The 26,168-nt window shown below is 72.7% G+C and carries 19 protein-coding genes and 1 pseudogene; 6 read left to right on the top strand and 14 right to left on the bottom strand.

The window, feature by feature from the left end; all coding sequences use genetic code 11:
• Window positions 1-61: 61 nt before the first annotated feature.
• From lhgO to BCAV_RS05975, 3 genes and pseudogenes are all read right to left on the bottom strand, one after another.
• Window positions 62-1,264 (bottom strand): annotated as a pseudogene (lhgO, locus tag BCAV_RS05985) (L-2-hydroxyglutarate oxidase); the annotation flags it as partial.
• 33 nt (window positions 1,265-1,297) lie between these two features.
• The gene (locus tag BCAV_RS05980; protein WP_015881686.1) at window positions 1,298-2,320 is read right to left on the bottom strand and encodes a lysylphosphatidylglycerol synthase transmembrane domain-containing protein; all 1,023 of its coding nucleotides are present in this window, start codon (window positions 2,318-2,320) and stop codon (window positions 1,298-1,300) included.
• Window positions 2,317-3,078, bottom strand: a complete 762-nt coding sequence (locus BCAV_RS05975) for an acyl-ACP--UDP-N-acetylglucosamine O-acyltransferase family protein (protein WP_015881685.1) — start codon at window positions 3,076-3,078, stop codon at window positions 2,317-2,319. The genes BCAV_RS05980 and BCAV_RS05975 overlap by 4 nt, the downstream gene beginning before the upstream one ends.
• Window positions 3,079-3,313: 235 nt before the next feature.
• Here BCAV_RS05975 and BCAV_RS05970 point away from each other — a divergent pair, with 235 nt between their 5' ends.
• Window positions 3,314-4,414, top strand: a complete 1,101-nt coding sequence (locus BCAV_RS05970; RefSeq protein WP_015881684.1) for a DegT/DnrJ/EryC1/StrS family aminotransferase — start codon at window positions 3,314-3,316, stop codon at window positions 4,412-4,414.
• Window positions 4,414-5,370 (top strand): Gfo/Idh/MocA family protein, encoded by a 957-nt coding sequence (locus BCAV_RS05965; protein WP_015881683.1) that lies wholly within the window; start codon window positions 4,414-4,416, stop codon window positions 5,368-5,370. Before BCAV_RS05970 ends, BCAV_RS05965 begins: the two co-directional genes overlap by 1 nt.
• Window positions 5,371-5,413: 43 nt before the next feature.
• On the opposite strand, the gene BCAV_RS05960 is transcribed toward BCAV_RS05965, so the two are convergent.
• The 3 genes from BCAV_RS05960 to BCAV_RS05950 are packed head-to-tail and all read right to left on the bottom strand — an operon-like array spanning window position 5,414 to window position 7,976.
• A complete protein-coding gene (locus BCAV_RS05960; RefSeq protein ID WP_015881682.1) occupies window positions 5,414-5,854 on the bottom strand; it encodes an acyltransferase in 441 nt (146 codons plus the stop codon).
• The gene (locus BCAV_RS05955) at window positions 5,854-6,786 is read right to left on the bottom strand and encodes an NAD-dependent epimerase/dehydratase family protein (protein ID WP_015881681.1); all 933 of its coding nucleotides are present in this window, start codon (window positions 6,784-6,786) and stop codon (window positions 5,854-5,856) included. The genes BCAV_RS05960 and BCAV_RS05955 overlap by 1 nt, the downstream gene beginning before the upstream one ends.
• Before the next feature lie 50 nt (window positions 6,787-6,836).
• The gene (locus BCAV_RS05950) at window positions 6,837-7,976 is read right to left on the bottom strand and encodes a DegT/DnrJ/EryC1/StrS family aminotransferase (protein WP_015881680.1); all 1,140 of its coding nucleotides are present in this window, start codon (window positions 7,974-7,976) and stop codon (window positions 6,837-6,839) included.
• Window positions 7,977-8,042: 66 nt separating this feature from the next.
• On the opposite strand from BCAV_RS05950, the gene BCAV_RS21485 reads away from it, so the two are divergent.
• Complete coding sequence (locus tag BCAV_RS21485) at window positions 8,043-10,097, top strand: SpoIID/LytB domain-containing protein (RefSeq protein WP_050761671.1); 2,055 nt, start codon at window positions 8,043-8,045, stop codon at window positions 10,095-10,097.
• On the opposite strand, the gene BCAV_RS05940 is transcribed toward BCAV_RS21485, so the two are convergent.
• From BCAV_RS05940 to BCAV_RS05930, 3 genes are read right to left on the bottom strand one after another with little or no spacing between them, the layout of a single operon-like run.
• The gene (locus BCAV_RS05940) at window positions 10,041-11,084 is read right to left on the bottom strand and encodes a glycosyltransferase family 2 protein (RefSeq protein WP_015881678.1); all 1,044 of its coding nucleotides are present in this window, start codon (window positions 11,082-11,084) and stop codon (window positions 10,041-10,043) included. The two genes, BCAV_RS21485 and BCAV_RS05940, sit on opposite strands and share 57 nt — an antisense overlap.
• Entirely contained in the window at window positions 11,074-13,341 is a 2,268-nt protein-coding gene (locus BCAV_RS05935) for a glycosyltransferase family protein (RefSeq protein WP_015881677.1), read from the bottom strand. The genes BCAV_RS05940 and BCAV_RS05935 overlap by 11 nt, the downstream gene beginning before the upstream one ends.
• Before the next feature lie 4 nt (window positions 13,342-13,345).
• Complete coding sequence (locus BCAV_RS05930; protein WP_050761670.1) at window positions 13,346-15,646, bottom strand: glycosyltransferase family protein; 2,301 nt, start codon at window positions 15,644-15,646, stop codon at window positions 13,346-13,348.
• A gap of 241 nt (window positions 15,647-15,887) precedes the next feature.
• Between BCAV_RS05930 and BCAV_RS05925 the strand changes: the two genes are divergently transcribed.
• Genes BCAV_RS05925 through BCAV_RS05915 form a run of 3 tightly spaced genes read left to right on the top strand, consistent with a single transcriptional unit; the run spans window position 15,888 to window position 18,391 of the window.
• Window positions 15,888-17,438: a class I SAM-dependent methyltransferase gene (locus tag BCAV_RS05925; protein WP_015881675.1), complete on the top strand. Its 1,551-nt coding sequence runs from the start codon at window positions 15,888-15,890 to the stop codon at window positions 17,436-17,438.
• On the top strand, window positions 17,438-17,674 hold the full coding sequence (locus tag BCAV_RS05920; protein ID WP_015881674.1) for a DUF6752 domain-containing protein: 237 nt from the start codon (window positions 17,438-17,440) through the stop codon (window positions 17,672-17,674). The genes BCAV_RS05925 and BCAV_RS05920 overlap by 1 nt, the downstream gene beginning before the upstream one ends.
• Before the next feature lie 3 nt (window positions 17,675-17,677).
• Window positions 17,678-18,391: a phosphocholine cytidylyltransferase family protein gene (locus BCAV_RS05915; RefSeq protein ID WP_015881673.1), complete on the top strand. Its 714-nt coding sequence runs from the start codon at window positions 17,678-17,680 to the stop codon at window positions 18,389-18,391.
• Window positions 18,392-18,409: 18 nt separating this feature from the next.
• On the opposite strand, the gene manA is transcribed toward BCAV_RS05915, so the two are convergent.
• From manA to BCAV_RS05890, 5 genes are all read right to left on the bottom strand, one after another.
• Window positions 18,410-19,609, bottom strand: coding sequence for a mannose-6-phosphate isomerase, class I (gene manA, locus BCAV_RS05910; protein WP_015881672.1), 1,200 nt, complete (start codon window positions 19,607-19,609; stop codon window positions 18,410-18,412).
• Window positions 19,610-19,616: 7 nt separating this feature from the next.
• Window positions 19,617-20,804, bottom strand: a complete 1,188-nt coding sequence (gene glf / locus BCAV_RS05905; RefSeq protein WP_015881671.1) for a UDP-galactopyranose mutase — start codon at window positions 20,802-20,804, stop codon at window positions 19,617-19,619.
• Window positions 20,805-20,874: 70 nt separating this feature from the next.
• Complete coding sequence (locus BCAV_RS05900; RefSeq protein ID WP_015881670.1) at window positions 20,875-22,959, bottom strand: acyltransferase family protein; 2,085 nt, start codon at window positions 22,957-22,959, stop codon at window positions 20,875-20,877.
• 210 nt (window positions 22,960-23,169) lie between these two features.
• Entirely contained in the window at window positions 23,170-25,017 is a 1,848-nt protein-coding gene (locus tag BCAV_RS23355) for a glycosyltransferase (protein ID WP_015881669.1), read from the bottom strand.
• Complete coding sequence (locus tag BCAV_RS05890) at window positions 25,014-26,075, bottom strand: NAD-dependent epimerase/dehydratase family protein (RefSeq protein WP_015881668.1); 1,062 nt, start codon at window positions 26,073-26,075, stop codon at window positions 25,014-25,016. The genes BCAV_RS23355 and BCAV_RS05890 overlap by 4 nt, the downstream gene beginning before the upstream one ends.
• Between the last annotated feature and the right edge of the window lie 93 nt (window positions 26,076-26,168).

Raw genomic sequence — 26,168 nt, 5'->3', positions numbered from 1 at the left:
GTCGATCATGTCCACTGCCCTCGGGGGTGTCCAGGGCCCGCCTCGGCGGTTCGCGTATCGCCTAGACCAGGAGGTCGGCGACGTGGCGGCCGATCTCGAGGGAGCAGGTGGCCGCCGGGGAGGGGGCGTTGAGCACGTGGACCTGGTGCTCGCCGCGCTGCACCAGGAAGTCGTCCACCATGCGTCCGTCCCGCCGCAGCGCCTGCGCGCGGACGCCTGCCTCGGCGGGCACGATGTCGTCCGCCCGGATCGCCGGGACGAGCCGCGCGAGGCTGCGTGCGAACACTCCCTTCGACGCCGATCGCACGAGCTCGCCCCATCCGGTGCCGACCTGCTTCGCACCGAGGCGCCACGTGCCCGGCCACGCGAGCGTCCAGCCGAGCTCGCGCAGGTCGACGTCCCGCCACCGGTAGCCCTCGCGCCGGAACGCGAGGACGGCGTTCGGTCCGGCGTGCACCGAGCCGTCCACCATCCGCGTGAGGTGGACGCCGAGGAACGGCAGCGAGGGGTCCGGCACCGGGTAGATCAGGCCGCGCACCAGGTGCTCGCGACCGGCGGCGAGCTGGAAGTACTCGCCGCGGAACGGCACGATCCTCGCCTCGGGCTCGACCCCGCTCGCGAGGGCGACGCGGTCGGAGTGCAGCCCGGCGCAGTTCACGAGGCGATCAGCCCGGATGACGCCGTCCGACGTCCGGACGACGACGCCCCGGTCGGTGGAGCGGGCGGCCACGAACGCCGTCGAGAGCAGCACCTCCCCGCCGCTGGCCGTGAGCTCGGCCGCGAGAGCCTGGCACACGGCCACGTAGTCGATGATGCCGGTGGACGAGACCCGCAGCGCCTCGACGGCGGCGACCTCGGGCTCGTAGGTGCGCGCCTCGTCGGCCGAGACCAGGTGGGCGGGGACGCCGTTGGCCTCGGCCCGCTCCGCGAGCGCGTGCAGCCGCGGCACCTCGGCCCGCTCGGTGGCCACGACGAGCTTGCCGCAGATCTCGTGCCGGATGCCGTGCTCGCGCGCGAACGCCGTCATCGACGCCACGCCCGCGACGCTCATCCGCGCCTTGGCGCTGCCGGGCGCGTAGTAGAGCCCGGAGTGGATGACGCCGGAGTTGCGGCCGGTCTGGTGGGCGGCGAGCCGGTCCTCCTTCTCCAGGACGCTCACCCGGTGCCCACGCCGGGACAGCTCCCGGGCGGTGGCGAGGCCGACGATCCCGCTCCCGACCACGACGACGTGCACGCGTTTCCTCCTGCTGACGAGCTGACGAGCTGACGGCGGTGGCCGGTGCCGCCGGACGGGACCTCAGTCGATGCCGGGGTCGCCGTGGTAGTGCCCGAGCCGGCGGGTGGCGAGGATGCCCATCCCCGCGGAGATGCCCGCGCTCCCCAGGTCGGCGATCGTGAAGAGCAGCCTCGAGACGGCGGCGTACGCGGCCGCCGCACCCACGCCGACGACCGGCGACAGCGCGGCCACGATGACGAGCTCCCGCACCCCGGCGCCGGACGGCAGCAGGAACGCGAAGACGCCCACGAGCATGGCGGCGGCCATGACCCCGACGCAGAGCAGCCAGTCGTCGAACCCGAGCGAGACGCCCGACGAACGCGCCAGGTTCCACATGTGGGTGCCGTAGCAGACGTAGGAGCCGAGCGCCCAGCCGAACGACGTGATCACCGTGCGGTAGGACACCGGGTGGTCGGGCCGCGGGCGGCGCAGGATCTTGAAGCCGACGCGCGCGGCCGCCGTCAGCACCTTCGGGTGCAGCAGGACGAGAACGACGGGGAGCAGCAGGTAGAGCCACCGCATCCAGCTGAGGTCGGGCTGCTCGCGCACGACCTCCGGGACGGCGAGCGCGCTCGCGACCAGCGACGCCCCGATCGCGACGGCGAGGGAGAACACCGTGGCGGCGAAGACCCGGGCGCGGGCGAGCCCGGCACGGCGGCCGAGCTCGAGCTGGAGCACGTACGCCCACACGGATCCGGGCAGGTACTTGCCGAGCTGCCCGACCAGGAAGATCTGCGCCCCGCGGCCCACCCCGATGGGCTTGCCGAGGTCGTCGACCAGGACCTGCCAGCTCATGGTGCCGCAGAGGATCCCCGCCGTCACCGCGGCGAGCGACATGAGGATCGTCCACGGGGAGATCTCGGCGAGCCGGGGCTGGACCTCCGCCCAGTTCGCGCGCAGGTACGCGAAGGCGACGACGACCACGGCGACGACGAGCACGATCCGGACGACGTTGAGGATCCTGCTGCGCGTCGACGTCGCCGGCTTCTCGGGCGGTGACGCCTCCGGCTGGGCGACGGCGTCCGACGACACGTCCCGGCTCACGCGGTGACCTCCGCTCGTGCGGTGCCGGGCGTGACGAGCCTGCGGGGCACCGCTGCCCGCCACTCCGCGACGTCGGGCGCCAGGTCGGCCGCCTCGGCGGGAGGCTCGCCCTCGAGCAGGAAGTCGTGGTCAGAGTAGCGGCGCTCCAGGAACTGCGCCGACGCGTCCGACCGGCCGGCTCGAGCGAGGCCGACGACGTTGAGTCCGTGGAGCCGCGGCGGCGTGCCGTACACCTTCGCCCAGGGCGGCACGTCGCGGCTCAGCGTCGTCCCCATGCCCACCATGGCGCCCGGTCCGACGACGCGGTGCTGGTGCACGACGGCGTTCATGCCGAGCGTCGCGCGCGACCCGATGACGCAGTGCCCGCCGATGCTCACGCCGGCCGACACCGTCGCCCCGGCGCCGATCCGGACGTCGTGCGCCACGTACGCGCGCGCGAGGAGGAACGCCCCGGCTCCGATCTCGGTGGCCCGGACCGAGCCCGAGTGCACGACGACCTGCTCCCGGACGACGGCGCCGGCCCCGATCTCCACACCAGCATGGTCCAGGTCCCCGGCCCATGCGGCGTTGTGCCGCGCCGACGCGATCTCGGGCGGCGCGCCGATCGACGCGCCGGGACCGATCCACGCGCCGTCGCCGATGCGGGCGGGGCCGAGGAGCGTGGCGTACGGCCCGACGGCGACATCGACGCCGAGCTCGACACCGGGTCCGATGAACGCCGATGGGTGAATGCGTGAACGATCCGTGACTGGATCCACTCGATCCTCCGGACGACCGTTGCGGCGCGGCGGATTCGCGCCCCGAACGGTCCATGGGCGAGGCGTCGGACCGTGCGAGCCGGCCACGATGTACCGGCTGGCGCCGATAGGATGACCGACGACTTCTGACGCCGCCGAGTGTACGCGAGCGCCAGGTCACGACCGCACAGGCCAGGCGGGCGCGTGCACCGCAGCGCACCCGTGTGTCCCGGACCGCCGTGGAGGCTCCAGCCCGATGATCCCCATCTCCGTCGTGCGCCTCGGCGCCGAGACCGAGAGCCTCGTGCTCGACGTCATCCGCTCGGGCATCATCGCCCAGGGCCCGAAGGTCGCCGAGCTCGAGTCGCGCTTCGCCGAGCTCGTCGGCGCGGAGCACGCGGTGGCGGTGAACAACGGCACGACGGCGCTCGTCGCCGCGCTCCAGGTGCTCGACCTCGAGCCCGGCGACGAGGTGATCACTAGCCCCTTCACGTTCGTCGCCACCCTCAACGCGATCCTCGAGGCCGGTGCCACGGCCCGGTTCGGCGACATCGCCGTCGAGGACTTCAACCTCACCGCCGACTCCGTGCGGGAGAACCTCACGCCGCGCACGAAGGTCCTCATGCCGGTGCACCTCTACGGGCAGACGGCGGACATGACGGCGCTCGGCGGGATCGCCGCCGAGCGCGGCCTCGCCCTCGTCGAGGACGCCGCCCAGGCGCACGGGGCTCGCTTCGAGGGCCGCGGCGCCGGGTCCTTCGGCACCGGGTGCTTCTCGTTCTACGCCACGAAGAACCTCACCACGGGCGAGGGCGGCATGATCACGACGGGCGACGCCGACCTGGCCGACCGCCTGCGCGTGCTGCGCAACCAGGGCATGCGCGCCCGGTACGAGTACGAGATGGCCGGCCACAACTACCGGATGACCGACCTGCAGGCCGCCGTCGCCCTGCCCCAGCTCGGCGGGTACGCGGGGCAGCTGGACCGCCGGCGCGCGAACGCGGCCCGCCTCGCCGAGCTGCTCGGCGACGTCGACGGACTGGTGCTGCCGCAGCAGCTGCCCGGCCGCGAGCACGTCTGGCACCAGTTCACGGTGCTGCTCCCGGCCGAGCACGCCGAGCGGCGCGAGCAGATCATCGACGCGCTGCGCGACGAGCACGGCGTCGGCAGCGGCATCTACTACCCGCGCACCGTGTTCGACTACGACTGCTACCGGGACCGCGAGGACGTCGTCGTCTCCGACACCCCGGTCGCCGACGACGTGGTCCGGCGGTGCCTGTCGCTCCCGGTCCACGCGTACCTCAGCGACGACGACGTCGTCACGGTCGCGACGGCGCTGCGGGCGGTGCTCTCCTGATGGCCGCGCGCCGCATCGCCCTCGTCGGCGCCGGGTCGATGGGCCGCAACCACGCCCGCGTGGTCGCGACGTCGAACGACGCCGAGCTCGCCGTCGTCGTCGACCCCGTCCCCGAGGTGGGGCGCGCGGTCGCCGACGCCCACGGCGCCCGCTGGGCCGCCGACCTGACCGGCCTGGGCGACGTGGACGCCGTCGTCGTCGCGGCGTCCACCGAGCACCACTACGCGATCGTGGGCGACGTGCTCGACGCCGGCCTGCCCGTGCTCGTCGAGAAGCCGGTGTGCCCCTCGCTCGCGCAGACCGAGGAGATCCTCGAGCGTTCGCGCACGGCGGGCGTCCCGCTCATGTGCGGCCTGCTCGAGCGGTACAACCCGGCCGTGATGGTCGCGCTGGAGATGGTCGACGCGCCGCTCCAGGTGCGGGCCGAGCGCCACTCCCCCTACGTGTCCCGCATCAAGACGGGCGTCGCGTGGGACCTGCTCGTGCACGACGTCGACCTGGTCACGCGCTGCTTCGGCAACGCGGAGCCCACGTCCGTCTCGGTGGACGTCGGCTACTTCCACCCGGACTCGGTGTCCGGCGCTGAGGACGTCGTCGAGACGTCGCTGCGGTTCGACGGCGGCGGCATCGCCTCGGTCTCGGCGAGCCGCATCGGGCAGCGCAAGGTCCGCAGCCTCGTCATCCACGAGCTCGACAAGATGATCGAGGTCGACCTGCTGCGCCGCGGCGTCACGGCGTACCGGCACACGACGATCGAGGCGCAGGGCAGCGGGGCCGGCTACCGCCAGGCGACGGAGATGGAGGTGCCGGAGATCATCGGCCAGGAGCCGCTCGCGACGCAGTTCCAGCGGTTCCTCGCGCTCGTCGACGGGCGGGTCGACGCCGACGCGGAGCGGGACTCGATCCTGCCGGCGCACCGGATCGTCGACCGGGCCCTGGCCGCGTCCCGACGTTGAGCTCGGTGCATGGCGTTGAGAAGGTCAGCACGTCGCGCGGGAGCTACGCGTCGAACGTGGGCCGGCCGTCGCCGTCGAACACGACGTCGGCCACCCGCCGCGCCGGCACCCCGGCGACGACGGTGCGGGCCGGCACGTCCTTCGTGACGACGGCGCCCGCCCCGATCACCGCCTCGTCGCCGATCGTCACGCCCATGTTGACGACGGCGCCCGCGCCGAGGAACACCCTGTCGCCGATCGTCACGGGCGCCCTGTCGACGTCGGGGTAGCGCCGCCCGGACACGCACCGCCGCGCCGTCGAGTGCGTGTAGATCTGCACGCCGGCCGAGATGTCGCACCCGGCGCCGATCGTCAGCCCGCCGGAGCCGTCGATCACCGTGAACGCGCCGATCCACGTGCCGTCGCCGATGACCGGCTCACCGACGATCCAGGCCATCTCGTGGTACGGGTTCGGCGGCAGCCTCCCCGGCTCGGCGGGTGGCATCAGCCCCCCAGCCGGATGAGCTCCGTCATCCCGTCCTCGACGGCGATCTCGGGCACGAACCCGAGGACCTCCTTGGCGCGGGTCGTGTCGGCCGCCCGCCGGCTGACGAGGACGTCGCGCGGGTTGAAGATCGGCTCGACGTCCGCGCCGACGGCGTCGATGAGGATGCGGGCCAGGTCCGCGACAGTGGTGTCGATGCCCGTGCCGACGTTGACCGGGACGTTGCTCTGCTCGCTCTCCATCGCCAGGACGACGGCGCGCGCGATGTCGTGGACGTGGATGAAGTCCATCGACTGCTCGCCCTTGCCGTCGATGACGGGCGGCTCGCCGTTCTTGATCCGGTTGACGAAGTGGTTGATGACCGACGTGTAGTACGCCGTCGTCTTCTGGCCAGGGCCGTAGACGTTGAAGAAGCGCAGCGCGATCCACGACAGCCCGGCGCGCCGCTGGTAGTAGGCGAGCAGGTCCTCGCCCGTGCGCTTGGAGATGCAGTACGGGGTGAGCGGGGAGAGCTCGTCGTCCTCGTGCATCGGCAGCTTCTTCGGGTCGCCGTACACCGACGCGCTCGAGGCGAGCACGAACCGCTCGACGCCGTGGTCGGCGGCTGCCGCGATGACGTTGTGCGCGCCGACCGTGTTGATGTCGATCGACTCGTACGGGTCGGCCTCGCTCTTGTTGATCGACACGGCGGCGAGGTGGACGACGTGCGTCGCACCCTTCATCGCGGCGTGCACGGCCCCGCCGTACCGGACGTCCTGGTCGATGAGCTCGACGTCGCCGCTCTCGGCGAGGCGGGCGACGGCGTCCCGGTCGCCCCGGAACATGTTGTCGAAGATCCGGACCTTGTAGTCCTTCTCGAGCAGCTGCCGCACGACGTGCAGGCCGATGAAGCCGGCGCCGCCGGTCACGAACGCGGTACGAGGGGTGGACATGGTGCGGCAGCTCCTGGGTCGGTGGGTCGGGCTCGGTGGGTCGGACGGGGTCAGGCTCGGGACTCGGGGGACGTGACGACGTCGCGCACGACGCCGGCCACGTAGGCGACGTCGTCCTCGGTGAGGTTCGCGTGCATCGGGATCGCGAGGTGCCGCGCGAACAGGTCGGCGGACGTCGGGCACGCCGTCGTCTCGCCGTACAGCGGCTGCACGTGGCTGGCGTACGTGCCGAAGTTGCACCCGACGCCACGCTCTCGCAGCGCGACGCCGACGGCGCCCCGGTCGAGTGCGCCGTCGAGCGTGATCACGTAGGACTGCCACGGGTGCGTGCGGTCCTCGAGCGCGACGGGCAACGTGAGCTCCTCGACGTCGCCGAGCAGCTCGGCGTACGCCTCGGCGGCGCGGGTGCGGGCCTTGAGCAGCTCCGGCAGCCGCTCGACCTGCACCCGCATGATCGCCGCCTGCAGGTCGGACATCCGGTAGTTGTAGCCGAGCTCGTCGAACGACGGGACGGGCAGCGTGGCAGCGCCCTCGCGCGTGATGGCCGGCGCGATCCCGTACGTGTGGAGCTTGCGGGCGTGGGCCACGAGGTCCTCGCGGGCGCTGGTCAGCGCACCGCCCTCCCCGGCGGTGATGCCCTTGCGACCGTGGAAGCTGAACGCGGCGACGTCGGCCAGGCTGCCCGCCTGCCGGCCCTTGTAGGTCGCTCCCGAGCTGCACGCGGCGTCCTCGACGAGCCAGAGGCCGTGACGGTCGGCGATCGCGCGGAGCTCGTCGTAGTCGGCGGGCTGGCCGAACACGTCGACGGCGACGATGCCGACGGTGCGCTCCGTGATCGCCGCCTCGACCGCTGCGGGGTCGGCCGACCAGATGTCCGGCCGCACGTCGGCGAACACGGGCTTCGCGCCGGTCCACATCACGGAGTGCCCGGTGGCGGGGAACGTGTAGTCGCCGACGATCACCTCGTCGCCGGGCCCGGCGCCGAGCGCGAGGAGCGCCAGGTGGAGCGCCGAGCCGCAGTTCGACGTCGCGAGCACGTGCTCCACGCCGGCGACCGGCGCGAACTCCCGCTCGAACGCGAGGCAGGCCGGGCCGGCTCCGGAGAGCCACCCGGACTCGAACACCGCCGACACTGCTGCCAGCTCCGCCTCCCCGACGGTCGGCTGACCGAGTGCAACGTTTCGCGACATGTTCCTCCTAGGCCTCGGCGAGTGTATCCCGCAGCTCCGGCCTACGATCGAGCGGGAGGTGGCCTGATGACGAACATCGAGGGAGCGGGCCCCCGCCCGGCGCGGCGGGTTCTCGCGCGCGCCTGCGCCGCCGCACTCGGGCTCGTGCTCGCGGTCACCCTCCACCCCGTCGCCGCGCAGGCCGTCGAGAGCCACCCGGTGGCGCCGGACGGCACGGTGACGTTCGACGGCCACGGCTACGGCCACGGCCGGGGTCTGTCCCAGTGGGGCGCGTACGGCGCGGCGACCCGGGGACTGACGACGGCGCAGATCCTGGGCTTCTACTACCCCGGTACGTCCCTCACGGGCCAGCCGAACACCGACATCGTCGTCCGCCTGTCCACGAGCTGGCCCGGCGAGCTGCGGGTCGACCAGGCGAGCGGTCTCGCCCTGCGATCGCAGTCCGGGACCGTGCGGCTGCCCACCACGTCGTCGGCGGGGCAGCGGATCCTCTCCTGGCGCCTCGTGTCGGTCTCGGGCGGGATGCGCCTCCAGTACGTCGACGCCGGGCAGGCCACGTGGCGCAACCACTCCGTGGTGGCCGGGACGTACGCCGACTTCACGTCGAGCGCGGGCGCCGTCCGCCTGGTCCGGCCGGACTACACCCGCCGGGAGTACCGAGGGGCCCTCGGCGTCCGCCGCGGCTCGGACGGCGTGCTCACGACTGTGAACGTGGTCCGGATGGAGAGCTACCTGCGCGCCGTCGTGCCCGCGGAGATGCCCGCGTCCTGGCCGGCGGCGGCGCTCGGTGCCCAGTCGGTGGCCGCCCGCACGTACGCCTCGCACCAGCGGTACACCTCCTCGGGCCCGATCGACACGTGCGACACGACCGCCTGCCAGGTGTACGCCGGGCGCGCGACGTACTCGCTCTCGGGGTCGCTCGTGACGAACCACGAGCACGCGTCCTCCGACGCGGCGATCGCCCGGACGGCGAACCAGGTCGTGATCACGGGCGGGGCCTTCAGCTACGCGTTCACCCAGTTCGGCGCGTCCAACGGCGGATGGTCCGTCGCCGGGTCGCAGCCCTACCTCGTCTCCCGCCACGACCCGTACGACGGCGTCGTGCCGAGCAACGCCCACGACTGGACGACGACGGTCCGCGCCTCGACCATCCAGGCCGCCTACCCGCGGATCGGCACGTTCCGTCGCCTGACCGTCCTGGGCCGGGACGGCCGGGGCGAGTGGGGCGGACGCGTCACGAGCGTGCGCGTCGAGGGCTCGAGCTCTTCGGTCGTCGTCACCGCCGACCAGCTCCGCTTCGCGCTCGGTCTGCGCTCGACGTGGTGGACGACGGCGGGGCAGCAGCAGCCGGTGGGCGGCATGGTCACGGACGTCACCGGCGACGGGTACGCGGACGTCTGGGCGCGGCGCACCGTCACCGGCACGCTGTACTTCTTCCGCGGACGACCGGACGGCACGTTCGAACCGGCGCGCGCCGTCGGGAGCGGCTGGGACATGCACGACACGCTGATCTCCCCCGGTGATGTCACGGGCGACGGCATCCCCGACATCTACGCCCGCGAGCGCGGGACAGGCCAGCTCTGGCTCTACCCGATGAACCGCAGCGGCGAGGCGACGTCGCGTCGCGTCGTCGGCACCGGCTGGGACACGATCGACATGCTCGTCCCGGCCGGCGACGTGACCCGCGACGGCCGGCCCGACCTCTACGGCCGGGTGGCCGAGGACGGGACCCTGCGGCTCTACCCAGGCAGCGCGGGCGGGGGCTTCAGCTCGAGGCGCCAGGTCGGCACGGGATGGCACCCGGTGGACGCCGTGGTCGGGGTCGGCGACATCAGCCGCGACGGCATCCCGGACCTCGTCGCGCGGCGCGGCGGACACCTCTACCGCTACACCGTGCGCTCCGACGGCACCCTGGCGCCGGCGGTGGCCTTCAACTCCGGCTGGGCGGGGTTCGACACGGTGGTCGGCGGCCGCGACTCCGCCGGCGCGTTCCTGCTGGTCCGGGACCCCACGACGAGCAACGGCCGCCTGCTGCGCTACCCGATCTCGGCGAGCGGTCTCGTCTCAGCCCCGCGCGTCGTCGGGTCGAGCGGCTGGAACATCCACGCCGCCGTCCTGTGAGGCGCTGCCGGACCGCGTGAGGTCGCGCAGCACGTACACGGGGCGCCTCCGGGCGTCGTCACCGGCGCGCCACAGGTACTCGCCGAGGATGCCGATGCCGACGAGCTGCGCTCCACCGACGGCGAGGATCAGGCCGGCCAGCAGCGTGGTGCCGGACGGCGCTCCCGGGAAGAACGCCAGCACGAGCGCGGTGAGCAGGAGCAGCACCCCCGCCGCTCCCCCGCCGAGCCCGAGCAGGGTCAGCCAGCGGATCGGCGCGTAGGAGAACTCGACGAAGGAGTCGATGACGAGCTTCGCCTTCTTCGACGTCGTCCACTTGCTGACGCCGTGCGGCCGCGGGAGCTGGTCGAAGTGGATCTCGCGCTGGTCGAAGCCGACCCACGCGACCATCGCGAGCACGTTCCGGTTCGTCTCCGGCATCGTCGTGAGGACGTCGATGACACGACGGCTCACGAGGATCTGCGACGGGCCCGACGGCGGGTACGTGGGCACGCTCGACGTCGCGTTGAAGATCCGCGAGAACGCCTTCGCGAACGTCTCCTGCGGGCCCGACTTCGTCGCCCGCACCGACCGCAGCCCCCACACGATGTCGGCACCGTCGCGCCACGCCGCGATGAAGTCGGCGATCGCGGACAGCGGCTCCTGCCGGTCCGCGCTCAGCGTGAGAGCGACGTCGCCCGAGCACTCCGACAGACCGGCCGTGATCGCCGCGTGGGACCCGAAGTTGCGGGCGAGGGAGATGACGACGGCGCGGTCGCCGTCGGCCAGCGCCCCGCGGACGGCGTCGGCGGTCCCGTCGCTCGAGCCGTCGTCGACGACGACGAGCTCGACGTCGAGATCGGGGTGCGCCGCGACGATGTCGCGGTAGAAGTCGACGATCTCCCCGGCGCCCTCGTACTCGTTGAACGCGGGGACGACGAGGCTCAGGGTCTCGCGCGTCCCGGCCGCCGGGCGACCGCCGGCGCTGGAGGACTGCTCAGCTCGCATCCGCTGCTCCCGTCGTGCGACCGCGGCGACGCAGCCACGCATCGGCGACGAGCATGCTCGCCGCACCGATCCCTGCGACACCCAATGCGGCCATGCCGATTCTCCATCCCGGTGGTTCGAAGGACACGCTGACCTCCGCGCGATCCAGGTTCGCCGGCAGGTCCACCTGGAGAAGGCCCGCGGGCCCCGATCGTGGTTCGAGCTCCGACCCGTCCACGGTGATCGTGTACCCCGGCCAGGCGAGCCGGGAGAACGTCACGGTGTGCTCGGCGGCGTCCGACGTGCTCACGACGAGCCGCTCGGCACGCGGGCCGTCCATGACGTCCTCGACGACGTCGACCTCGTCCGTGACCGAGCTGACGCGCCCGTCCTGGAACGGCGGCGGATCCGCACGGCGCAGCACCCAGACGACGTCCGTCTCCTCGGCGAGCTCCCATCCCGGCGGCACGTCCACCGACGCCACGTGCCCCTTCTGCACGACGACCGTCTCGACGCGCAGCAGGTCGGCGTAGGGCGCGGTCTCGCCCTCGGGCACCTCCCAGAGGGTCTCCCACGCGGCCGCGCACATCCAGCCGTTGTAGGCGAGGCACAGGGTCTGGTCGTGGGTCCGGAACCCGATCCCGCTGTACGCCGTCGTGCTCTCCACGCCGGCGACCGCGTACATGTTCCCGAACAGGAGGTCCTGCCACGCGCCGTCCTCCGTCCGTTCCTGCCACGGGATCTTCTCCGTGGCGACCTGGACGGTCAGACCCTCGTAGCGCGAGCCGAAGTTCTCCTGCAGCCCGGCGGCCGACGTCGGGAAGTTGTAGTACGCCACGCTGCGGTTCACGGGCATCCAGTACGTCTGCACGAGGAGCACACCGATCGCGCCGACGGCGACGACCCCGAAACGCAGCGCACGCGTCCTCACCAGCAGGAACGCGACGGTCAGTGCGGCGACGCCGACGACGCTGGCCACGGCCCACGTGCTCTGGTGCGGCCGGTCGGAGTAGGCGAGCCACCCGCCGAACAGGATGAGGCACGCGGTGACCACCGACCGCCGGCGCACGGCGTCGCGGTGGAAGCCGTTCGTCATGGCGAGGGCGAAGATGACGAGCAGCGCCATCGCCAGGAACGGCAGCAACCGGGCCGGCCAGCGGAACATCCACACCTGCGACGGACCGAGGACGATGAGCAGAGAGACGGCCCCCAGCACCGCGACACCGGACCACTCCCGCCACGTCGAGCCGAGGCGTCGCCAGCGGATCCACGGGAGCACGGGCAGCAGGAACCACGCGATGTAGAGCCCGGGGAACGACATGGTCTTTCCCCCGAACATCGCGATGTAGGGCTCGAACCCGGGGGTGCTCATTCCCATGAGGTCGCTCAGCCCCGGCGAGAAGAACTCGTTGTTGTGCACCGACGCCCGCGCGGTCCGGTGGCCCACCGGCGCGGTGAGGAGGAAGGGCAGGTAGATGAACGCGGCGATCGCCAGGGCCACGATCGTCTGCCCGCCCAGCGTCACGAGGCGCCGTGGCCGGCGCTTCACCAGGGACTCGACGCCCAGGGCGCCGATGACGAGGCCGAAGACGAGCAGGCCGTACGGGTTGCCGGTGGACACGAGCAGGCCGCCGGCCACGAGCGAGACCCAGAGCTGCCCGCGCCCCTCCAGGTGCCGTCGCGCCGCCCACCACAGCCACGGCGTGAACGCCGTGATGGCGAGTCCGTTGACCCACGACGTGCCGTCCATGAACAGCGTGTACCCGCTCAGCGGCATCGCCACGCCGACCGCGGCGGACGCCCACGGGCCGGCGCCGTACTCGCGGGCGAGCAGGTACACCCCGAGCGCGACCAGGAGCAGCAGCGCACCTTTCGCGATCGTGATGCCGAGCGACAGGTCGTCCACCGGGTGGATCGCGATCATCAGCGCGACCATCACCGGGTTCCACATGCCGGTGGCGGCTTCCGCCGTGAAGTTGCCGCCCCGCCACATGTCCAGCTGCAGCATCGGGATCGTGCCCGCCAGGTACTGCTCGGCAACCCTGTGCCAGACGCCGATCGCCGCCCCGGCGGTGTCGTCCCAGTTGTAGAAGCTCCAGTTTCCCCGCAACGGGATGACGACGCCGATCGCCGTCACGACGAGCATGAGGCTCGCGGGGAGCATGCGCCGGGGCCACGAGCGGTGCGGCGCGCTGCTCGCCTCCGGCGGCACCGGGTGCGACGTGCTCGCCTCCGCCTCCGGCGACGCCGGGTCGGTCCCCTGCTTCACGAAGCCCATGCGCCTAGCCTCGCAGGCTCGCATCCGGGGCCGGCTGATCGAGGGTCGCGTCCTCCGTCGTCGCCCCGCGCACCGAGCGACGCGAGCGGCGCCGCTGGACGCCGTCGACCACCACCAGGCCGACCGCGATGGCGGCCGCCAGGCCCAACGCCGCCACGCCCGCCGTCCACCCTGGCGGGAGGAAGCTGATCTCGACCTCGGCGTCGGTGAGCCCGGCGGGCAGCTCGACCCGGAGGAGACCGGCGGGGCCGGTGATCGGCTCCACCGGCGTCCCGTCGACCGTCACCGTGTACCCCGGCCAGGCGAGCCGCGAGAACGTGAGGCTCCGGTCCTGTGCGGTGCCGTCGCCCGTGGAGACGACGACGCGTTCCGCCCGGTCGCCCGTGCTCACGTCGGATGAGACGTCGACGGCGTCGCCCGCGATGCTGAGGCGCCCGTCGGGGAACGGGATGGGCTCGTCGCGGTGGAACACCCGCACGAAGTCCGTCTCGTCCACCTGTGTCCACCCCTCCGGGGCGACGGGGTCGGGGACGATGTTCAGGAGGACGACGACGGTCTCGACCCGGAGGAGATCGGCCAGCTGCTCGTCCTCACCCTCGGGGTTCTCCCAGAGCGCGTCCCACGCGCCGGGGCACGTGCCGCCGAAGTACGTGAGGCACAGCGCGTTGTCGTGCTTCGTGAATCCGATGCCGCTGTACGCCGTCGTCGACTCCACGCCGGACACGGAGTACAGGTTGCCGAACAGGATGTCGCGCCAGGCGCCGTCGCCCGTCTCGAGCTCGTTCGGCAGCGTCCGGTTCGCGACCTGCACGGTCATCCCCTCGTACCGGCCCGCGAAGCTCTCCTGGATCTCCGACCGGGACTGGGGGAACTGGTAGTCGGCGACGCTGCGGTTGACCGGCATCCAGTGCGTCTGCACGAGCAGCACCCCGATCGCCCCGACGGCGACGACTGCGAACCACTGGGCGCCGCTGCGCACCTTGAGGAACGCGTACATCAGCGCCGCCACGCCGATGAGGCCCGCCACCGCCCACACGTACTGGTTCGGGCGGTCCGAGAACGTCTGCCACGCGCCGAGCAGCACGATCGCCGTCGTCAACCACGCTCGAAGCCTCACCCTGTCGCGCGCCAGGCCGGCCGTCAGCGCGACAGCGAAGATCACGAAGATCGCGATCGCGAGGAACGGCAGGAGGCGGGCCGGCCACCGGAACATCCAGATCTGGGACGGGCCGAGCACGAGCAGCAGGTAGAACACCCCGAACGCCGCCGCACCGGACCAGGCCGGCCACCGTGCCACGAGGGAACGCCAGCGCAGCCACGGGATGAGCGGCAGGAGGAACCAGGCCAGGTACAGACCGGGGAACGACATCGGGTTGCCGCCGAACATCGTGATGTACGGCTGGAACGTCGGCGAGCTCATCCCGAGCAGGTCGCTGAGGCCCGGCGCGAAGAACTCGTCGTTCCCCGTGACGGATCCGGCGCGGCTGCCGACGGTCGACGTCAGCAGGAACGGCAGGTAGACGATGACGGCGGTGAGCGCCGCGACGACGATCTGCCCGCCGAGCCACCACAGCTTGCGCGGACGACGCCGCACGAGGGTCTCGACGCCGAGCGCACCCATCACGGCGGCGAACGCCAGCACCCCGTACGGGTTGCCCGTCGAGACCAGCAGGTAGCCCGCCACGAGGGCGACCCAGATCGACCCCCGCCCCTCGAGGTGGCGGCGCGCCGCCCACCACAGCCACGGCGTGAACGCCGTGATCGCGAGGCCGTTGACCCACGACGTCCCGTCCATGAACACGGTGTAGCCGCTCAGCGCCATGGAGGCTCCGACGATCGCCGCCGGCCAGCGCGTGGCGCCGTACTCCCGGGCGAGGAGGTAGACGCCGAGCGCGACGAGCGCGAACAGCACGCCCTTCGCCAGCGTGATGCCGATCGCGAGGTTGTCGAGCGGGTGGATCGCCACCATCAGGGCGACCATGACCGGGTTGAACATCCCCGTCGCGGCCTCCGCGACGAAGTTACCGCCCCGCCACATGTCGAGCTGCAGGATCGGGAATGTCCCGGAGAGCACCTGGTCGGCGATCCGTTGCCACACACCGACCGCCGCCGCGGCCGTGTCGTCCCAGTAGTAGAAGCCGCGGTCGTTCCGCAGCGGCACGGCGACACCGATCGCCACGACCAGCAGCATGAGCACCGGCGGGAGCACGCGGGACCTCCGGGACGTCGTCGTCTCGGATCGCGCCCTCAGGTCGGACGGCTCGGCCGCCGTGCGCACCTCGGACGGCGTCGTGTTCGTGGGCACCGCGTGTCACTCCCCAGGTCGTCGACGCCAGCCTCGCTCGGCGTCCCGATGCTGCCGGCCCCGCCCTTCCGGGCGAGGCCGCGGCGAGTGTATCCCCGGCCGGGGCGCAGCCCCGGTCGGTGGCGGGTCGCGCGGGCTGCCGGCGATCAGCTCGCGAGCCGCGAACTCGGTTACGGTAGGGCCGCGGGGTGGCGCGGAGCTGAACGCCTGGTGAACGGCCGCGGAGGAGTCGAGGAGCGTGATGTCGGACGTCGGGCACCTCACCGCGACCTCTGCCTCGCTGACGTTCCCCGAACGGCCACCGACCTCGGTCCCGTCGCTCGACGTCGTCGTCAACGGCCACCGCGTGTGGTCGATCGACCTCGTGTCGAAGCCCGCGCGGCGCGCGCGGCGCAGCCACCGCTGGCCAGAGCCGCTGGTGCCGTACCTCGACGGCACGGCGACCATCACCGTGCGCGACTCGGTGAGCGGACGCACGCTGTGGGCCACCGATGTCGCCCTCGGGACGTCCCTGGCCGCGATCGCCGTCGTCGACGACCACGGCCGCCACCTCGCCGTCAACAAGTGGGGCCGGCTCGGCAGGTCCTTCGAGGGCGACGCGACGGGCCTGCGGGTCCGGATCCTGGACCGCCTGGACGAGCTGCTCGAGATCACCCGCGAGATCGGTCTGCGACCGTTCGTCGTCGGGGGCACCCTCCTCGGCGCCGTGCGCGAGGGGACCGTGCTGAGCCATGACGACGACGCCGACCTCGCCTACCTGAGCGAGCACACCCACCCCGCCGACCTGGCGCTGGAGAGCTTCGGGATCGAGCGCGAGCTGACCGGGCGCGGGCTCGAGGTGCTCCGGCACAGCGCCGCCCATCTGCAGGTGACGTTCCGCACGCCCGACGGCGCCGTCGACGGCTACGTCGACCTGTTCACCGCGTTCTTCAAGGACGGGTACATCAACCAGCCGTTCCACGTCCGCGGGCGCATGGAGAGCGCCAGCATGCTGCCGTTCTCGACGGTCACGCTCGAGGGGCGCAGCTACCCGGCGCCCGCTCGGCCCGCCGACTGGCTCGTCATCAACTACGACGAGAACTGGCACACCCCGCTCCCCGGCTACCGGTTGCACACCCCCCGCGCGACGGTGCGCCGCTTCCAGAACTGGTTCGGCACGCCCAACTTCCAGCACGAGTTCTGGGAGGACTCCTACTCCGACGGCGCTGCGCACGCGGACGGCCCGCAGCGTGCCCACCTCCTGCACGATCTCGTGGCGCCCGGGTCGCAGGTGCTCGACCTCGGGACCGGGCTGGGCCGCGACGCGATCAGCCTGGCCGGGCTCGGGCACCGCGTCATCGCCCTCGACTACTCGGCCGCGGCGCTGCGGCGGGCGCGGGACGCCGACCGCGCCGGCGCCGTCCAGTGGCGGCCGACGAACCTGGTGGACCCACGGCAGACCGCGGACCTGCTCGAGCTCGTCGGCGCCGCCGAGGCTCCCGTCCACGCGCTCGCCTCCCACCTGGTCGAACGGATGGGCGACCTCGGCAGGGCGAACGTCTGGCGCCTCCTGCGCCAGGTCGTCCGGCGCGGCGGCGTCGTCGTGCTCGTCATGGACACCGTGCCCGCCGCGAACGTGTCGTTCGACGACCCCACGACGTGGCACCTGGAGGTGCCCGACCTGCAGCAGGAGCTCGGCCGGTTCGGACTCCACCTGCTCGACGTCCGACGTCTGGACGACGATCCGCGGGACCATGAGCGCGGCACGGTGTCCGCGCGCCTCGTCGAGGCCAGCAAGGAAGGTGACTGGTGATGTCACGGCTCACGTCAGCACTCGACGCCCGCGCCCCGAGCGTCGCCTCCGCCCTGCGCGGGGTGCGGGACAGGTTGCCCCGGTCCCGCACGCGGCGCGACATCGCCGACCTGCGCGCCCAGCTCGACGAGCTGCGCGAGGAGATCGACGAGTGCCGGCGCGACAGCCTCCGGATCGCCGAGCTCACGGACATCGTCGAGACTCGTCTCGCCCAGCCACGCCCAGAGGGAGCCTGACCCATGGCAGTGAACGTCACGATCCTCGCGGCCGGCAAGGGCACCCGCCTCGGGATGCCCGACCCGAAGCCGCTCACGAAGCTGCACGACGGCCGCTCGATCATGCAGCAGCAGATCGAGAACGTCCGGTCCGTGTTCGGCACGAAGGCGCGGATCCTCGTCGTCGTCGGTTTCCGCTTCTACCGCGTGGTCGAGTCGTTCCCCGACGTGGTCTACCTGTACAACGACGAGTTCGACACGACGAACACGTCGAAGAGCCTGCTGCGCGCGCTCGGCGCCCATCCCAAGGGCGGCGTGCTGTGGCTCAACGGGGACGTCGTCTTCGACCCCCAGGTCCTCGAGCGCCTCCGCCCGCACATCGACGCCGACGAGTCGGTGGTCGCCGTCAACACCGCGAAGGTCTCGGACGAAGAGGTCAAGTACCGGGTGGACGACGACGGCTACATCTCCGAGCTGTCGAAGCAGGTCGTCGGCGGCCTGGGCGAGGCCGTAGGCATCAACTACGTCGCGTCCTCGGATCGGAAGGCGCTGCGGAAGCGGCTCGCGCAGGTCGACGACCAGGACTACTTCGAGGGTGGGATGGAGCTCGCGATCCACCAGGACGGCGCTCGGTTCCGCCCTGTCGACATCAGCGACGTCTTCGCCGTGGAGGTCGACTTCCCCGAAGACCTCGACCGCGCGAACGAGGGCATCGACAGCGGGCTCCTGCCGTCCTGACGGCGCGCCCGGAGCAGCTCAGGGCACCGAGGCCTGCAGCAGGAGCGCCTCTCCGCGCACGTGCACGTCGCCCGTGACCGCAGGCACGAACGCCGCGCTCCCGCGCTGCACCGCGACCTCGGTGCCGGCCGCGGCCAGGTCGGCCTCGCCGTCGACCACCAGGAGCACGCGCGGTCCGGCACCCGGCACCGCGAGGCTCGTGCGTCCGGCGGCGCGCACGACGGTGAGCTCGAAGTCGTCGACCGGGGCGTAGTACGTCTCGGTGTGCGCCAGGGCGTGCTCGGGAGCGAGCCGGATCGGCGGCGCCGCGACGCAGTCCACGATGCGGAGCAGCTCCGCGACGTCGACGTGCTTCGGCGTCAGGCCGGCCCGCACGACGTTGTCGGAGCTGGCCATCACCTCGACGGCGAAGCCGGACAGGTACGCGTGCACCGCACCCGCCGGCACGTACATCGCCTCGCCCGGTCGCAGCGTCACCGGGTTCAGCAGGAGCGCGGCGACGACGCCTGGGTCGCCGGGGTTCGCCTCGTAGAGCTGGGCGACGATCGCGTCGGAGCGGACCGACGGGCTCGTCCCGCCCTCCGCCCGCCGCGCACACGCCCGGGCGACGTCGGCGACCGCCGCCGGCGTCACGTCGCGCGACGTGAGGAGCGCGGTGAACGCGGCACGCACGCCTGCCGAGGTCGGGTCCGCGCCCAGCAGCGCGGCGAGCCTCGTCGCGAGCGGGGCGTCCAGTCCGCGCAGGATCTCCGCGGCCCGGCGCGGCGCGCGGAACCCGGAGAGCGCCTCGAACGTGGTCAGCGCGTAGACGAGCTCCGGCTTGTGCTGCTCGTCCCGGTAGGTGCGCGCGGGATCGTCGAGGCCGATCCCGGCGGCCTCCTCGGCGGCGTAGCCCGCGGCGGCCTGCGCCGGCGACGGATGGACCTGCAGGGACAGCGGCGCGGCGGGCGCGATGAGCTTGAGCAGGAACGGGAGACGCTCGCCGAACCGCGCCACGACGTCGGCGCCGAGCGTCCCGACCGGGTCGTCGGCGATGAGCCCCTCGAGCGTCCCGCCGGCGGTCAGCGGGGCCGGAGCGCTCGGGTGCGCACCGAACCATGCCTCGGCCACCGGGCCCGGTCCCGGCGCCTCGCCCAGGAAGTCGGGGATCGCCGTCGACGACCCCCAGGCATAGTCCTGGAGCGCCGGCCGGAGCAGGTGCAACGTGGTCGTTCCCATGCCGGTCTCAGTCGGCGACGCCGCCGCTGACCAGCTTCTGCGACCCGCGCAGGAACGGCGTGAGCTTGTTGTCGAACGCGCTGAGCGCGGAGCCGATGGCCATGTGCATGTCGAGGTACTTGTACGTGCCGAGGCGCCCGCCGAACAGCACGCCGTCCTCGCCCTTCGCGAGGTCCCGGTAGGCGAGCAGCCGCGCGCGGTCCTCGGGCGTGTTCACGGGGTAGTACGGCTCGTCCTCACGCGTCGCGAACCGCGAGTACTCGCGCATGATCACGGTGCGGTCCGTCGGGTAGTCGCGCTCCGGGTGGAAGTGCCGGAACTCGTGGATGCGGGTGTACGGCACGTCCTCGTCGGCGTAGTTCATCACCGACGTCCCCTGGTAGTCGCCGACGTCGAGGACCTCCTCGGTGAAGTCGAGCGTCCGCCAGGACAGCTCACCCTCCGCGTACTCGAAGTACCGGTCCACCGGGCCCGTGTAGACGACCGGGACCTGGCCGACGACGTCGCGGGAGTTGATCGGCTGCGAGGAGTCGAAGAAGTCGGTGTCGAGGCGGACCTCGATGTTCGGGTGGTCCGCCATCCGCTCCAGCCACGCCGTGTAGCCGTCGCGCGGCAGACCCTCGTACGTGTCGTTGAAGTACCGGTTGTCGTACGTGTACCGGACCGGCAGGCGGGAGATGATCTCCGCGGGCAGGTCCTTCGGGTCCGTCTGCCACTGCTTCGCCGTGTACCCGCGGATGAACGCCTCGTAGAGCGGCCGCCCGATGAGCGAGATCCCCTTCTCCTCGAGGTTGCTCACCTCGTGCCCGGAGATCTCCGTGGACTGCTCAGCGACGAGCGCGCGCGCCTCGTCCGGCGTGTAGGCGGAGCGGAAGAACTGGTTCACCGTGCCGAGGTTGATCGGCATCGGGTATACCTCGCCGCGGTACGTCGTGTACACGTGGTGGACGTAGCTCGTGAACGCGGTGAACCGGTTGACGTAGTCCCACACCCGCTCGTTCGAGGTGTGGAACAGGTGCGCCCCGTACCGGTGGACCTCGATGCCGGTGGTGCGCTCGCGCTCGCTGAACGCGTTGCCGCCGATGTGGGGCCGCCGGTCGACGACGAGCACCTTGATGCCGTGCTCGACGGCGCACCGTTCCGCGATCGTCAGGCCGTAGAAGCCCGACCCGACGACGACGAGGTCCGCATTCACTCCGAAGTTCCTCTCCCAGACGACCGAGTCAGGCTACCCGGCGCCCAGCGCCGTCCCGTACGTGGAGGCGTCACCACCAGCCGAGCGCCGGTCCGAGGGCGTCGTCCAGCGCGGGCGCGATCGTGCGGGCGTACGTGGCCGTCAGGTGCTGGTCGTCGCGGTACACGACGACGTTTCCCTGCACCGCCGGACACGTCGTCTCCGTGCAGAACACCGCGGACAGGTCGACCGGCCGCACGTTGGCCGGCAGGCCCGCCTCGCTCACCGGGTCGGGCGTCGAGAGCAGCTGCGCGCGGGGTTGCGCGCAGGCCTCGGGCGCGTCGGCGTGCTCCTCGAGGCATGTCGGGATCCCGAGCTGCGGCACCGGGTTGTCCCGCAGGGCCAGCACCGTGACACCGGCGTCGCCGAGCCGCTCGAACCAGTCGACGAAGCCGCCGGGGACGACGTCGCCCGGACCGTCCGGAACGAACCGGGTCGACGTCGACACGACGACGTCGTCGGCGTGCTCGGTCTCGAGGATCCGGGTGACGTTCTCGCGCCACGTGAAGCACGCCTCGTACGGCGAGAGGTCGTGCAGCCGTGCCGTCTCGTCCTCGCTCATGTAGCACCCGACCTTGAGGTAGGTCCGGATGTGGAGACCCCGCTCCTGCGCCACGGCGGCGAACGCGGGGAAGAAGCTCTCGGTGTGCGAGCCGCCCACGAGCACGAGCGTCTGCTCGGACTCCGGGTCGCCGTAGTCGCAGGCGACCGGCTCGACCGTGTCCCAACCGACCACGCAACCGTCCGTCGTCGTCGCCGGGAGGTCGCCCGCGGCGTCGAGAAGATCGGGCAGCAGCTGGACGCCGTCAGGCGTCGGCCACACCGCCGGGTCGACGAGCGCCAGGGCGCCGGGATGGCTCGTGGCGTCCCACTCCAGCCCGGCCGAGGCCGCTCGCTCGCGGTCCAGATACACGAACCAGCCCGTGCCCGCCAGGGTGAGCGCCACCGTCCCCGCGAGCAGCGCCGGCGCCCGGGCCAGCAGCGGGCGCGGGGCGGTGAGCCCGGTGGCGTGCCGCGCCGCGACGGCGCGCACGGCACGTGGGGCGAACGTCGTGACCCGCCGGGTCAGCCAGGCGAGGACGGCGGAGGTGAGGAGCACCGTCGATCCGGCGAGCCACCCCATCCGGTCCCGGTCGAACGCGGCGAGCGCGAACACCAGCACCACCCAGTGCCAGAGGTAGAACTCGTACGCGTACCCCCCGGCGACGGCGAGGGGGCGCCACGCGAGGAGCCGGGACGCGCCGCCCGGTCGGCCGGGTCCGGCGCCGGCGACGACGAGCGCGACGGCGCCGAGCACCGGCACGAGCGTCGCGACCCCGGGAAACGACGTCCCGCCGTCGACGACCCAGCCCGCCGCGAGCACCGCGGCGAGACCGAGCCAGCCCGCGGCGAACCGGATCGGGCCGGCCGGCGCCCAGCGGGTGAGCAGCGCGGCCACGAGCGCGCCGGCGAGGTACTCCCAGGCGCGCGCCCCGGTGTCGTAGTAGGCGAAGGGCTGGTCCCGGGTGACGGACACGAGCGCATACGCGAACGAGGCCGCGGCGAGAGCTGCTGCGGCCCCGACGACGACGCGGCGCACCTCGTGCGGGCCACCGCCGGCGCGGCGCGTCAGCCACGCCAGTGCCACGAGCAGCAGCGGGAGGGCCACGAAGAGCTGGCCCTGCACGGAGAGCGACCACACGTGCTGCAGCGGCGAGATCGTGGGGTCGGCCGCGCCGTAGGCCTGCCCGCCGAACGCCAGCCGCCAGTTCTCCGCGTACCCCAGCGAGGCGAGGACCTCGCCGGCGACATCGGACCAGCGCGTGCGCGGGAGCCACAGCGCCGTACCGACGACGACGGCGGCGAGCACCACGAGCATGGTCGGCAGCAGCCGCCGCGCGAGCCGGGCGAGGTAGGCGCCGAGGTGGAGCGTGCCGTCGTCCGCGCCGACGCCGCCGACGCCGACGCCGCTGACGCGGCGCAGGAGCGCCCCGCCCACGAAGAACCCGGAGATCAGGAGGAAGACGTCGACGCCGCCGGAGACCCGTCCGACCCACACGTGGAAGACGGCGACCAGGCCGATCGCGACGGCCCGGAGCCCTTCGAGATCGGCGCGCCAGACTCGCTCACCGGACATCGCGCCCGACGGTAGGAGCGGGTGGTGAACGCGCGCCCAGTTCGGCGTGAACAGCCGCCCAGGGGCGCGTGAACCGGTGGTCGTGCGGGTTCAGCGACGCGTGGCGCCCGCGGTTCCGACGGGGCGACTCGGTGAAGGCCCGACCGTGGAACGTCGGTTGCCGCCCCGGCAACCTTCCCACCACACCCGCGCGGCGACGCCGTCGCGGCGTCAGCGGCTGACGAGCCGGAACCCCGCCTCACGAAGCCGGGTGGGCACCAGGCGGTACGCGGTGCGGAGCGCGAGGTTGCGCGCCGCCTCGGCGGCGGTGACGAAGCCCACCCGGTGCGCCGCGGACTGGAACCGCCAGTCCGAGCGCAGCGGCGCGATCCCGCCGCGCCGCGCGAACACGCCGTCCGTGCGGTACAGCACCAGCGGCTCCGCGACGTTCGTCACGCGCGCCCCGGCCCTGAGCATCCGCACCCAGAGCCAGTAGTCCTCCATGTACGGCAGGTCCGTGTAGCCGCCGACGGCCAGCACCGCCGAGCGCCGGAACACCACCGTCGGGTGGTTGAGAGGGTTGCGGAACCGCGCGGCCCGGGCGATCTCGTCCGGCTCCGTGACGACGTCGCGCACCCGACCCACGGACGGGGCGGCGTCGTCGGCGTCGAACTCCCGCATGGCTGACCCGACGACGTCGTAGCCCTCGTCGGCGACGAGCGGCACCTGGCGGGCGAAACGCGAGGGCAGCGACACGTCGTCGGCGTCGACGCGCGCGACGATCTCGTGACGGCTCTGCGCGAGACCGGCCTGGAGGGCCGCGGCGAGGCGGACGTTGCGGGGCAGCACGACCAGCCGCACCGCGACGTCGTCGCTGGCCGTGAGCTCGGCGAGCTGCGCCGCGAGCGCCGCCGGCACCGGGCCGTCCTGGACGAGCACGACCTCGTCGGGCGGCAGCTCCTGCTCACGCGTCGCGGAGTCGAACGCCCGACGCAGCGCGGCGGCGTCGTCACCGGCGTAGACCGGCAGCAGCACGGAGAACGCCGGCCCGGGCCGGGTCGCAGCATCCGCCTCCCAGCGTGCGTTCTCCGACACCCGCGGCTCTCCCCCGCCGCGGGCCGCGTCCTCGAGCTCGCGCACCGCATCGGCGACGGCCGGCTCGCCGGCCAGCACCTCCGCCGTCGGGCGTGGAGGTGCGGCGACGGCGTCGAGCACGCCGTGCCGCAGGTGCCGCAGCAGGAGGCCCTTGTTGGGCGAGCGCCGGATCGTGCCGAGCCAGCCGAGCGTGGCGGAACCCTGGTAGAGCACCCGCTCCCACCACCGGAACGACGTCGTGCGCCAGTACAGCCAGAGCTTGTTGCGGATCTCGTAGTAGAACCGGTCGCCCGGGTCCGCCTCCCACGACCCGAACAGCTTCGTGCGGTGCTCGACGACGGACGCCGGCACCCGCACGCCCCACCCGTCCCGCAGGAGGCGCCCGGAGTACTCCGAGTCGTCGCCCCAGATGAAGTAGTCGGCGTACGGGAGCCCGTGCGTGCGGACGTCCTCGGCCCGCAGCAGGAGCGACACGAACGACGCCGTCCGGATCGGAGTCACGCCGAGCCGTGCGGCGACGGCGAGCTCGCGCACGCCCGCCCCCGGCCGGACGCGCTGCGAGTTCATCGGGTGGTCGCGCCCGTCCGTCCACACGGCGGCGCTCGAGAGCACCGACAGCGGCGCCGGATGCGCGTCGACGACGTCGAGCAGCGCCTCGAGCGCTCCCGGCCGCGGGATCGTGTCGTCGTCCATCAGCCACAGCCAGTCGGCGCCGTGCTCGTCCAGCGCGAGCGCCATCCCGCCGGTGAACCCGCCGGCGCCGCCCAGGTTCTCGCCGAGCGTGCGCACGTCGGCGGCGATCGGGTGCGCCCGGGCGACGTCGCCGGAGCCGTCGGTCGAGGCGTTGTCGATGACGACGACGGCGTCCAGCGGCCGCGTCTGCGCGGCCAGCCCGTCGAGACACTCCCGCAGCAGGTCACGGCGGTTGTACGTGACGACGACGGCGACCACCCGGGCACGAGCGGTCGGCGTCCCGGCGCTCACGGCTGCTCCGGCGGGAGGTGGTCGACGTGTGCGGCGTCCCGTCCCTGGTCCCGGTACCAGCCGACCATCCGGCGCAGGCCGTCGACGAGGGAGATGCGGGGCGTGAACCCGGTGGCCCGGATCCGGTCGGCGCCGAAGGAGGTCTCGGCGTCGGACAGCTTGCGGATCCGGTCGGACGTGATGGGCAGGTTCCGCCCCGTGAGGTGCGCGACCAGATCGAACGGCTTGGCCGCCCAGACGGCGGGGGCGAGCGGCAGCCGGAGGCCCGGCTCCCGGCGGCCGAGTGATCGGTACACCACCGAGACGACCTCGCGGCTCGTGAGGTCGGGCTTGTCCGCGTAGTTGTACACCTCGAAGCCATCCGTCCGTACGTCACCAGGCGGGCGCGTCCAGACATGCAGGATCGCCTCGACCAGATTCGTCACGTACGCCATGCTCTTGCGGTTGCGGCCCGGCCCCACGGGCACGAACCGGCGCCGGTCGATCTGCCGGATCAGGCGATAGACGTTCGCGAAGTTGCGCGGGCCGAACACCACGGCGGGGCGGATCGTCAGCAGCCGGCGCTCCTCGCCGTCGGCCTGCCATGCCCGGTAGACGCCCTCGGCGGCCAGCTTCGTCCGCCCGTAGTCGTTCTCCGGCGCGGGCGGCGTCGTCTCGTCCGGGGGCACGTCGTGCCCGGAGCCGTAGACGGCGACCGAGGAGTAGAAGCAGAGGTTCGTGATCCCGTGCGCCTGCATCGCCGCCACCACGTTGTGCGCCCCGCCGACGTTCACCGACTCGAACGTGGCCGGCGGGATGCCGAAGTCGTGGTGGGCGGCGGCCAGGTTGAGCACGGCCGTGCAGCCCTCCATCGCCCGGGTCAGGGCGCCGAGATCGCGCACGTCGCCGATCGTTTGCCGGCGCGGGAGCGGAGCGCCGGGCACCGGGTCGAAGGGGTACAGGTCGAACGTGTCGAACTCGATCCCGAGCCGGGCGAGCTGGCGCGGCAGGTGCGACCCGATGAAGCCGGAGCCGCCGAGCACGAGGAGCCGGTCGTCGGCCGTCAGTACCGTCGCCACGTGCGTCCGCGCTCCTGTTCCGGGCCAGCGCCCGCATCGCTTCCGTGAGTGCCTGGTGCGTGGTGCCTACGTGACGCACCACCGGCGGGGCAA

Origin of the sequence: Beutenbergia cavernae DSM 12333, assembly GCF_000023105.1 — a bacterium.
GTDB lineage: Bacteria > Actinomycetota > Actinomycetes > Actinomycetales > Beutenbergiaceae > Beutenbergia > Beutenbergia cavernae.
The sequence above is the reverse complement of the archived record's forward strand: the minus strand, read 5'-3'. Positions and strand labels throughout refer to the sequence as shown.